The sequence below is a fragment of the Psychroflexus salis genome, assembly GCF_014640175.1.
Lineage (GTDB): Bacteria > Bacteroidota > Bacteroidia > Flavobacteriales > Flavobacteriaceae > Psychroflexus > Psychroflexus salis.
The window spans coordinates 175,255-187,030 of the sequence record NZ_BMGL01000002.1 but is presented as its reverse complement, the minus strand read 5'-3'; the positions used below and the strand labels follow the sequence as shown (position 1 = coordinate 187,030).

The 11,776-nt window shown below is 34.7% G+C and carries 5 protein-coding genes; all 5 read right to left on the bottom strand.

What is annotated here, in order from left to right; genetic code table 11:
• Positions 1-348, bottom strand: coding sequence for a hypothetical protein (locus IEV63_RS02010; RefSeq protein WP_188405085.1), 348 nt, complete (start codon positions 346-348; stop codon positions 1-3).
• A gap of 118 nt (positions 349-466) precedes the next feature.
• Positions 467-2,398, bottom strand: a complete 1,932-nt coding sequence (locus tag IEV63_RS02005) for an OmpA family protein (protein WP_188405084.1) — start codon at positions 2,396-2,398, stop codon at positions 467-469.
• Positions 2,399-2,423: 25 nt separating this feature from the next.
• Positions 2,424-3,344, bottom strand: a complete 921-nt coding sequence (locus IEV63_RS02000; protein WP_188405083.1) for a PorP/SprF family type IX secretion system membrane protein — start codon at positions 3,342-3,344, stop codon at positions 2,424-2,426.
• Between the two features lie 27 nt (positions 3,345-3,371).
• A complete protein-coding gene (locus IEV63_RS01995) occupies positions 3,372-6,194 on the bottom strand; it encodes a choice-of-anchor L domain-containing protein (RefSeq protein ID WP_188405082.1) in 2,823 nt (940 codons plus the stop codon).
• A gap of 14 nt (positions 6,195-6,208) precedes the next feature.
• Positions 6,209-11,647, bottom strand: a complete 5,439-nt coding sequence (locus IEV63_RS01990) for a T9SS type B sorting domain-containing protein (RefSeq protein WP_188405081.1) — start codon at positions 11,645-11,647, stop codon at positions 6,209-6,211.
• Positions 11,648-11,776 lie beyond the last annotated feature (129 nt).

Sequence of the window (11,776 nt, the reverse complement as noted above, 5' to 3'; positions counted from 1 at the left end):
CTAATTTTTCTTTACAATTGCAAGTAAATCATCTTTTAAAGGCAAGTACCCATAATCGTAAACAAAAAAATAAGTTTGTCCTTTTTTAGTAGTATACAAGCTAGTAATTAAATTAAAATCGAAACCTTTAGAGAGTAAATTATTTCTGGAAGTCTTGGTAGTTGGATCTGGATTTAATTTTTCAAGAATACGGTAGTTTTTTCTTAATTGATTGTTAGTGTTACGAATAAGGTTCTTTGAATCTGAATTAATACGGTTATTATAGGCATTCCTGCAATAATCTGAGCAGTATTTTTGATCTGCTCTACCTGTTAATTTCACACCACATTCTTTACACAGCCTATCCATAATTAAATTTTAACTAAATATAAAAAATAAATTGTAAAGCACAGCTAAAAATAAAACCAACAAAAAAAAGCTTCAGTAAAAACTGAAGCTTTTTTGTTGATAAGAATATTTATGAATATTACTCTTTTGAAGATTCAACTGTGGTTTCAACACCTTCTTTTTCTTCAATAATAGTAAACTCACTTCTTCTATTTTCTCTATGTTGCTCTTCTGTACAACCTGAGCTACAATCGTTAATTGGTTTAGATTCACCTAAGCCAGCCGCTTCGAGTCTATCTTCAGCAATACCATTTTCAACCATATAAGCAACTGTACTTTGCGCACGTTTTTCTGATAATTGTTGATTGTATTCTGCTGGACCTCTACGGTCAGTATGACTCTCTACTCTTAATCGAATATCTTCGTGTTTTTTAAGTGTTTCGATTAACTGATCTAAACCTAAAGCAGATTTTGCTTGAATTTCGTATTTATCGAATTCGAAATAAATTTCATCTAGAATCACTTTACGCTCAACTATTAATGGCTCTATAGGCTCTAATAAAAGTTTAACTGGCTGTTCTGTACCTTTAGCAGAAATAGTTTCCGAACCACTATTGTAACCTTTTCTATTGGCTTGCACGTCGTAGTCTTCATAGCTTACTACTAATAATTTTGCAATTCCATCATTTTTAGTTTTAGCTCTTTTTACTTCATTTTCTTCATCATCGTAAACAATTACTTCAGCGCCTTCTATCGGTTGATTCGTTTCAGCATCTATAATACTTACTACAAGCATGGTTTCATCCATAGGTTGTACTAAATCTAAAGTATAAATATTATCAACCGTTCCTAATCCTTTGCGATTTGAAGCTACGTATCCAGCTTTTTTTGCTGGGTAATAGCTAAAAGAAAAATCGTCTGCTTTTGTATTTACTGGTGCACCTAAGTTTGTTGGGTACGCAAAACCAGATTTCATTTCTCTGGTATAAAAAATATCTAACCCACCAAGCCCAAGATGTCCATCGGTTGAAAAGTATAGAACTTCATCAGAATCCATAAAAGGGAAACTCTCTCTTCCAGGTGTATTGATTTTGTCTCCTAAATTTTCAGGCTCTCCAAAGCTACCATCTTCGTTAATGGCCACACGATATAAATCAGATTGACCAAATCCTCCTGGCATATCGCTAGAAAAATATAAATAGTCATTATCTGGACTTAATGCTGGGTGACTGTAGGAGTACTCGGAACCCGTAAAGGATAAGGCTTCAACATCTTTCCATTCTCCAGTTACTAAAGTAGCCTTATAAAGTCTAAGTTGACCAACACCTTCTGAATTAGTTTGGTATTTTCTCCCTGTATAATCATTACGAGTAAAATACATGGTTTTACCATCATTGGTAATCGTAAGTGAACCTTCATTATAATTAGAATTTACTTCGCCAGGTAATTCAATTTCATTTTTGAAGGTTCCACCAACATTTTGTGCAACAAAAACATCGGTACCAGGTTGATCATTCCAACCATATGTGCTTCTTGATTCGTTTCTTGTAGAAACGAAATAAAATAAGCCGTTGAACTCGTATGCTCCAAAATCTGAATATTCTTTAGCACTTAACTCGAGCATATCTTCTGTAAAATTAGGCTGCTTGTTTTGAAGATCTTCTAAGTAATTAGGATTGGCTTTAAAAAACTTAGCTCTTTGGTCGTTAGGTGCTTTTTCGGCAAATTGTTGCATCACTTTATTCGACTCGTCAAACTTTGCGTTAGTTTTTAAAGCTTGAGCATATCTAAAATAATCTTCCGCTACTAAATCATCTTCAGTTCGCATTGCCAATTTATAGAAACGTTCAGCTTGTTTCATCTCAACTAAGTTATAATAAGACTCAGCTAATCTTCTATAAACATAAGGAGTTCCGTTACCTTTGTCTACAATTTTCTGATAATTATCAGCTGCATCATAAAAAGCGAGATTATCAAAATATTTATCTGCTTTTGCTGTGGTTCGATCTTGTGCTTGTAAAGCGGTGATTGCCATCAAGAAAACGAACGATATATTTATAATTTTTTTCATAATTCTATATTATTGAATTTAATGATTAGAAGTATCTTGGTGATAAGTATGCTTTTTTCTTGAAGAAGATATCGAAAATAATAAATGCTTCATACGATGGTTCATTTAAGTCGGTTTGTGTTGCATCGTAAGCAAACCCAACATGCATCCAGTCGAAAGGTTTAACACCGACCAAAGCACTAAATGCGTCGTCTACACGGTAAGATGCACCAATTTCAAAACGTTCGTAAAATAAGAAATTAGCATTAAAATCGTAAGATAAGTAACTTGAATCGAAATTCGAAATTTGTGTTTTCACAAATGTCGAAGGCTTAAACTTAATAAAATCATTTAAGTCGAAAACATATCCCATTGTTCCAAAAAAGTGTCGCTCTTGATTTCCAAAAGCAGTTTCTCCATCGGTTACAAAATGTGTTGATTCTAGAAAGTTTGGTACAGATAAACCTACATAAAAGCGATCTGAGTATAAAAACATACCAGCTCCAAAAATACCATAAGTTTCATTGTAATTAGCTCCAAAAGCTGGATCTAATGCGATTTGGGTATTAACACTAGCTAAGCCAATATCGTGAAATGTTGCCCCAGCTTTTACACCAAATGCTAAATTCCATTCTCCACCTAATCGTAAGGTATAAGAAATATCAGCCATTAAATCGGTTTGTTCTACCGGCCCAATCTGGTCGTTTATACCTGAAAGTCCTATTCCAATATTATTTCCAATTGGGGAATGTGCGGTAAATGTAAAAGTACGTGGTGCACCAGAAATACCAGACCATTGGTCTCTAAAAAGAGCACCTACAGAAAGGCTTTCTTTAGAACCTGCGTAAGCAGGATTCACCACATTCATATTATACATATATTGTGTGTATTGTGGATTTTGTTGTGCATTTGCTTCTGGAAAAAGCGCTAAGCCAATCACACAGATTAAAACATAAATTTTTCTCATTGCGAAATCTTTAAATTATTGTTGTTGTTATTGTTCTTCTCTATTAATATAAACCCATCCACGTTCAACTTGCTCGAAACCTTGTCCAGCTTCATTTAGTTTAAGAACGTAAAAATAAGTACCTGTTACTAAATTATTTCCGCCATCGTCTTGACCACAAAATTGATTAGTATACGACGAGTCAGCTTCAAAAACTTTACGTCCATATCGGTTAAATATCTGTAAATTATTTATTCCAGGCTCTATTGCTAAAAAGCTTAAGTCAAAACAATCGTTAACACCGTCAGCATTTGGTGATATTCCTTCTGGTAAAGAACAGCTTATCATAATATTTCCACTATTCATAGCTGAGTCAACTTCACTTTGTCTTCTAAAATCAACTTCAAATGTGGTAGAAACTTCACAGCCACCGATGATAACCGTTAATGAATATTCTCCAACAATTTCATTTTCAGCATTACTTACACCAGAAGTTAAACTCCAATCTAAATTAAGATTAGCTTGGTCTTGGGTTATGATTCCATTAGGGTCTTCCCATATAATTTCGTCGGCAGTATTAAATGTGTAATTGCTTTTGATTTCCAAACTAGCTTCATCAAAACATACCACAAAGTTAGGAACAAAAACATCTTGAGCTTCTGTAAATATCACTTCAACTTCATCAGTTTCAATACATCCGTTTAAGCTTGTAGTTAAAGAATAGGTTCCAGATTCAGTTACTGTAATACTTGAAGAAGTCTCTCCTGTACTCCATTGGTATTCAACTAAATCTAAGTCTGAATCATCAACTCCAACTAAATCTGGAATAATAGTAAATTCTGGAGATTGCCCTTCTTGGATACAAGGTAATGGAGCATCACCTAAATCAACAAAATAATTTAGAATAGAAATTTCTACTTCTTCAGAAGCATCACAGCCTAAAAAGTCAACTTCAACAGAGTAAAAATCTGCTTCATTAACAACAAGGCTAGATTCGTTTTCTCCACTTATTTCTGTACCATTTTGAAACCAAGTGTATGTAATTCCATCAGGATCTATGGCGTTTAGTTCGTTTATATTATTTATTTCGGCATCAAGTGTAACAGAACTATCATCACAAATTGCGACATCTTCCAAAGTAATATCTGGAGTAGGTATAAAATTAATAGTTACTTCTGCAGTTATCTCACAACTTTCATAAGTGGTAGTTAAGGTATAAACACCTGATGAATTAACGGTTATAGTGGGTGAAGTTTCTCCTGTGCTCCATAAATAATCCACGTTAAGTAATTCAGCTTCTGTTAAGTTTGAAAATTCAGGAGTAATTTCAAAACTAGGAGCATCTGAAACAGCAACACAACTAGACACATCTTCTCCAAGTGTCATATCATAATCGACTAAAGTAACAGAAGAAGTTAAATTTACAGAACATGCATTGAAATCAATTTCAACTTCATATTCTCCTGGTTCAGTTGCTGTAAGAATTGGTCCATTTTCTCCTTCTATTTCGTTTGCATTTAGAAACCATGTATAAGTAGGTCCATTTTCATCTTGTGCTAACAAATCATCTAGGTTTGTTGGTGTTGCATTTAAGTCAACTTCACCGCTAGGACAAATCAAAGTATCTTCTAAATTACCTTCTGGTGTATCAAAAAATTCTAAACTAGTAAAACCAGTATTAAAACAACCAAGGGGCGCTCCATCCGGTCCAGGAATAAAAGCAAATACAGCATAAGTTCCAGTTTCAGTTACATTCAAAGAAGGGCCTTCTTCGCCTACAATTAACTCTGTTGGATTAGCACCTACTTCTTCATTAAAATACCATTCAAATACAATTTCTGTATTTGCTGGAAGACCTGTATCTAAAATTATTACAGTACCTGTACATTCTGCATCTGGATCTTGTAAGGTAATAGGGTCTCCTAAATCAATATCTCCTAAGTTAAAACTTTCACCTTCGATGAAAACTGCAGAATTAAAAGCTGTATCTCTACTATCTCCAATAGATAATTTAATTTTATATAACTGTCCAGCTATAACATTTGTCGATGCAACTAACGGTATAGTTTGACCATTAAAAGCAGTAGAACCATTTCCAGAATTAGCAGCATCATAGAACTGTGCCGCTGCAAACTCTCCAGGATCTCCAGGATTACAATTTGTAAAGTTATGAATATTAGTAACAGTTGCAGGAATGTTTGTTCCTGGTAGTGTTGCAATATTTAACCCGCCCATGTCTACTTCAACATCAGGAGTATTTGGGTTTGCATCTGTATTGTATGAGTTTATATTTTGAAAAACACCAGGTGTACCTTCTGGAAAATCATCTATAATTAGATTCCCATCTGCATCGTATGGACCACTAATAATAAAAGCAAAAGTATCTTCATAAGTACAAGGAAAATTAAAAAAGTCATCATATTCTTGTGATGCCATTAAATAATTAAACGAAATTTCATTCACAAAAGGAACAAAATCAAATTCAATAGTTGTTGCGTTATTTGAATTTTCTCCACTCAATGCTGCGAGATCTGGATCACCAGTCCAACCACCAAAACCACCACCAATAGGACCGTTAGGAATAGTTGTAACATCTGCACTAGCTAAAACAATACCATCTTCAAAAGGAAAATCAGCTCCATTGGACTCAAAATAGGCATAACTTTCAAAAGCTTGTCCATCAAAACTTGCATTCATTGGAGAAATTACATTATCTACCTGAGCACAATCTCCTTCGATTAAAACTTCATTAATTAAAAACTCTGGTGTATATCCACTAGTGGGAGCTGGCACAGGGTTTATTGTAATTTGCTGAGCAAAACTCCAGATAGGAATCATACCCAACAAAAATAAATAGTTAATTTGTTTCATGTTAATTAGTTTTATTATTCTTCTCTATTTATATATATCCAACCACGGTGCTCTTTACCATAAACTGGATCCTCTTTTACAAATTTAATGACATAAAAATAGGTTCCTGTTACTAAACCAGAGCCATTTTCATTTTGACCAATAAATTCGTCTGTATAATTATTTTGTTTAAAAACGGACTTACCAAAACGATTAAATATTTCTAGGCTTTTTATGCCTGAACGATCTGCTAAGAAACGTAAATCTAAAGTATGGTTAATTCCGTCTGGAGACATCCCTTCTGGAATAATACAATTGTCTAGTTCGTAACGACCTAAATCTACCGCTACCATATTGGCGACACAATCTCCACCAACATTAACGCTTAAAGAAATTACATCTTGATTTGGATTAGTCGAATCACTACCAATTTCGTAAACTAATTCTGTTTGATTTTGATTAGATTGTTCTACTCCATTTACAAACCAAGTATAAGTTACATCGTCTCCTTCTACACCTGTAACTTCAGAAGCGATTAGCACCTCTTCACCTACGCAGAATAAATCATCGAATGAATCGGTAGTAAGATTTGCGCTTACAAAACGAGGAGATACTTCAATTTCTTGAACAAAAGCACAATCTTCCGAATCGCTATATGCAGTTAGTTCGTAAGTTCCAAAACCATAATCGGCTGCAGAAATTAACTCCATAAATTCATCTTGTAAGAGCACACCATCTAGTCTCCATTCGAATGTAGTTATCGCTGCTTCAACATTACTAGGGGTTGCATCAAATACGGCGGTAGACAAATCACAAGTTTCAATATCCGTTGGTAAATTGATGATTGGAGATTCATTGAATATATATTCAACTTCTGCGGTTTCTATACATCCATCTACAGACACTTCTACGCTGTAAGTACCAGATTCAGTAACTTGAATTGAAGAAGTTTCTTCACTTGTACTCCATAAATATGTAATTACTGCATTATCTTGTATTTCTCCTGTTAAGTTAGCATTAATAGTTTGTGCATTTTCTTCATCACAGAAAGTAGCATCTCCTCCTAAATCAATTTGATAATTTGCACCTTGAATATTAATTTCAAATAAGTTTACACATTCAAAGGTTTCTGTACCAACAGCAAATGCTGTAGTAACTTCAACACTGTAAATCCCAGTTTCATTAAACGTGTAAGTTGCATTGGTCTCTCCTACTATTGGCCCATTTGTGTCTTGCCATTGATATGAAACCGATGCAAAATCTGAATCATTTACTAGTGTAGCATCTAAAGTTAATTCTTCTCCTTCACATAAATTTTGTTCTAAATCAAATTGTACTTCTGGCGCTTCACTAAATCCATAAACTACTTCAGCAGTTTCTACACAACCGTCAACCGAAACTTCTACACTGTAAATTCCCGATTCTGTAACTTCAATAGATTCTGTTTCTTCACCTGTACTCCAATTATAAGTAATTACAGCATCACTAGCTACATCTCCACTTAAGTTAGCAGTTATGGTTTGAGCCCCGACATCTTCACAAAATGTTTGGTCTCCACCTAAGTCTAAAGCAAATACAGGACCATTAACTGTAATATCAAATAAGTTAATACATTCAAAGTTGGTACTTCCTAACAATTCTTCTGTAGTAATTTCAAGTGTATAAGCACCTGTATCATTAATGGTTAAATCGGGATTTGTAGCACCCGTAATTTCTCCATTTTCGTCAAACCATTGGTAAGTTACAACAGTATAATCGGCACTATTTATAGGAGTTGCATCTAATGTTAGTGTTTCCCCTTCACATAAGTTTTGGTTTAAGTCGAAAGATAATTCAGGAGCTTCAGATAAACGAACATTAAAAAACTCTTCGTTAAACGAATTATCTTGAGCTTGTGACAACACAAAGTAAGTTCCTGATTGCGTAGCTAAGTAATCTTGGTTTTCACCATCTTCTACAGGAACATAGTTAGATGTATCGGTTGGATCGGCTTCTGGATCTTCTAAGATAAACCATTGATAGGCATTTCCATCAGCGATTTCAGACGATATAATTACGCCCTCTGAAGCACAACCATTAATTACACCAAATACATCATCACAATTAGTAGAACCACTACCTGGCTGACCGAGGTTGGTTTGGTTAAGTGATATATACCCAGGTGATTGGTTAAAGTTTGTTATTAATACGATATAAATTTCACCTATTTCGGCATCGGGTATAGTCATTACTTCTTCAGAAACAAAACTATAACTACAGTCTACTTGAGTAGAAGAATTTAAGTTGTTACAGTTGGTGTCTACTTCATCAAAAGGGCCCCAAGTAATGAAATCCACATCTAGTAATTCTCCTACAGATTGTCCGTTCTCATCAAAAGCAGTTGACTGTGTTATTAAGAACTCTAAATCTCCCTCTTGTTCAACAGTAATGTAAAACCAAGCTGGGTTTGGCTGTGTAAATAGACAGTCGTAATCTGGACCATCTTCAGACAATTGTTCATTTAAATAAAAATAACCATTAGGAAAAACAAGCGGTGTTGGGTTTCCGTCTTCGTCTACTGGAGCACAAAAAGGCTCTAAATCAGAACACAATTGATTATCTTCAAAGAATTGTGGAGTAGTAACACATAAATCGAAGGCAGCATCAGCTTGATTGAATTCGTTATTACCAAAATTATAAATTCTAAGATAATAAGTCTCTCCTGGGGTTAAACCTTCAGCTGTAATAGAGTTACTATTTCCAAAATTATCAAATTCTGTACTACAATACAATTCGGTTAAACTATCACAATCGTTTGCATAAATAGCTGAACCATATTGCGGAGCACCAAATCCGGTTTGCGAAGGTATAACAGTGGTGGTATGCACATCAGCGGTTGCTGTAAACTCATACCAAATATCTTGAATAATGTTAGGATGACAAGACGAAGGCACGCTTGTTGCTCCTGCTTGAAATAAAGTCCCAGCATTTAATTCTACACATAAATTTTCTGGATTAATCACAGCTTCTTCTGCATTCTCACATGAATTATTATCTGGCGGGCAGGCAAGCTGTGTTAAATTCCCACTTTCAATAATACAATTGGCATCATCTACATTCGCTACTGTAATTTCCACATTGGTAGTATTGGGATAAGGCCCAAATTGTTGAACACCAGTTTGAGTTAGGCCTAAAATTTCGTTTCCTTGATTATCCGTAACATCTAAACCAGCAGCTGAGCCTAAATCGGAAATATTGACATCGATAAAAAATTGATCTTCGCCACTAGCACAATCATCGATTACTTCAAAAGTAACATCTTGATTTACACAGGTAGCACAAACTATAGTATATTCTAACAAGTCCTGACTTCCCGACTCACAAGAAACTGAACCGTCTGATGTAATTTGAAACGAAATTGAATCGCCAGAAGACTGAAAAGAAAGACCAGACAATTCGCCATCGCCATCAAAAAGAATAGTGCCATCGCTATCAAATACTATAAAATCATCAAAACCAGCTTCAATGGTACCTGCATTAATATTAAAGTTTAAGGGTGTTCCATCTTCACTTATATATTCAATAGTAACATCTTCATTTTCTCCATAACAAAAAGTTTCGTCTAAAGGAGTATCACAAATTACTTCAGTTAATGTACAAAATTCTTGCGTAAATACAGATGAAGTAGTAGAGCAGTTTGCGTCGTCTAAACTTTGCACATCTACCGTAACATTAGCACCATTTGGATAAGGACCAACTTGAACAACTCCAATTGTAGTAACTGTTTCGGTTGAAACTCCTTCAGAATCGGTGATTTCTAGGGAAGTAGCAGAACCTAAATCGGTAACATCTACATCAATAAAAAATTGTGGTGCATTTAAACAGTCGCTCACCAATTCAAAATCAACGCTTGGATTTACACAGGTAGCACAAACTACACTATATGCTAATTCTGGTTGTTGCCCGGTATCACAAGAATTAAAACCACTTGATGTAATTTGAAAAGAAATGGTATCGCCCGTAGATTGAAAACTCAATCCTGTCATATCGCCATCACCATCGAATAAAATTGAACCATCGGTATCAAAAACAATAATTCCATCAAAACCATCAATATTACCAGCTGTAAAATTTAAGTTTAAAGGCGAACCATCTTCACTGACAAATTCAAGCGTAGTATCATCATTATTAGGATAACAATAAGTACCTGCAAAAGGCTGACTACATTCTATTTCTGTTAAAGTACAGAATTCTTGCTCAAATACATTTGAAGTAACCGAACAATTGGCATCATCTAAGCTTTGCACATTTACGGTAACCTGAGAACCATTAGGATAAGGACCCATTTGAACAACACCTGTTGAAGTCACCGTTTCTGTGGAAACCCCATCAGAATCGGTAATTTCTAAAGATGATGCAGAACCTAAATCCGTTATATTAACATCTACAAAAAATTGTGGTGCATTTAAACAGTCATTTACTTGGGTAAACTCAACCGTTGGATTGGTACAAGTTGCACAATTAACTGTATATTCAATTTCTGGTCTTGCACCAGATTCACAAGAAACAGAACCATCAGAATCAATCTGAAAAGAAATGCTATCTCCTGATGACTGAAAAGTTAAACCAGCAATAACACCATCGCCTGTAAATAAAATAGAACCATCTGTATCAAAAACCGTAATCACATCCCAACCGGCTTCAACATCACCAGCATCAAAGGTTAAGTTTAGCGGAGACCCATCTTCGCTAATAAACTCAAAAGTGGTATCGTCATTATCGCCATAGCAATAAGTAGAAGAAAATGGCTGTGCACATTCAATTTCTGTTAGCGTACAAAATTCTTGCGTAAATACAGATGAAGTAGTAGAGCAGTTTGCGTCGTCTAAACTTTGCACATCTACCGTAACATTAGCACCATTTGGATAAGGACCAACTTGAACAACTCCAATTGTAGTAACTGTTTCGGTTGAAACTCCTTCAGAATCGGTGATTTCTAAAGATGATGCAGAACCTAAATCCGTTATATTAACATCTACAAAAAATTGTGGTGCATTTAAACAGTCGTTTACTTGGGTAAACTCAACCGTTGGATTGGCACAAGTTGCACAAACTACTGTATAATCTATTAAATCTTCAGCTCCAGATTCGCAAGAAACAGATCCATCTGAAGTAATTTGAAATGAGATACTATCGCCAGAAGACTGAAAACTTAAACCAGTAAAGTTTTCAACACCATTATCACTATTAAAAAGCTCCGTTCCATCTGTATCAAAAACAATCATAGTATCAAATGGAGCACCTTCTATAGTACCAGCACTAAAAGTTAAATTTAAAGAAGAACCATCATCACTTACAAATTCTAAGGTTGCATTTTCATTATCCCCATAACAAAAAGTATCACTTAATGGAGTTTGACAATCTATAGTAGTTGCTTGCGCAGCAACATTTAAAGTTAATAAGAATATAAAACAGCGGAGTATTTTTACAAGCATCTATTTTTGGTTTTATTTTGGGGTTCAATATAGCAATTTGTTAGCGTAAAGTTAACAAAACCAAAAAAAAATCTGACAAAATTATTTTTTCGGTTTGATTATCAATAACAAAGAAATTATATACGACTA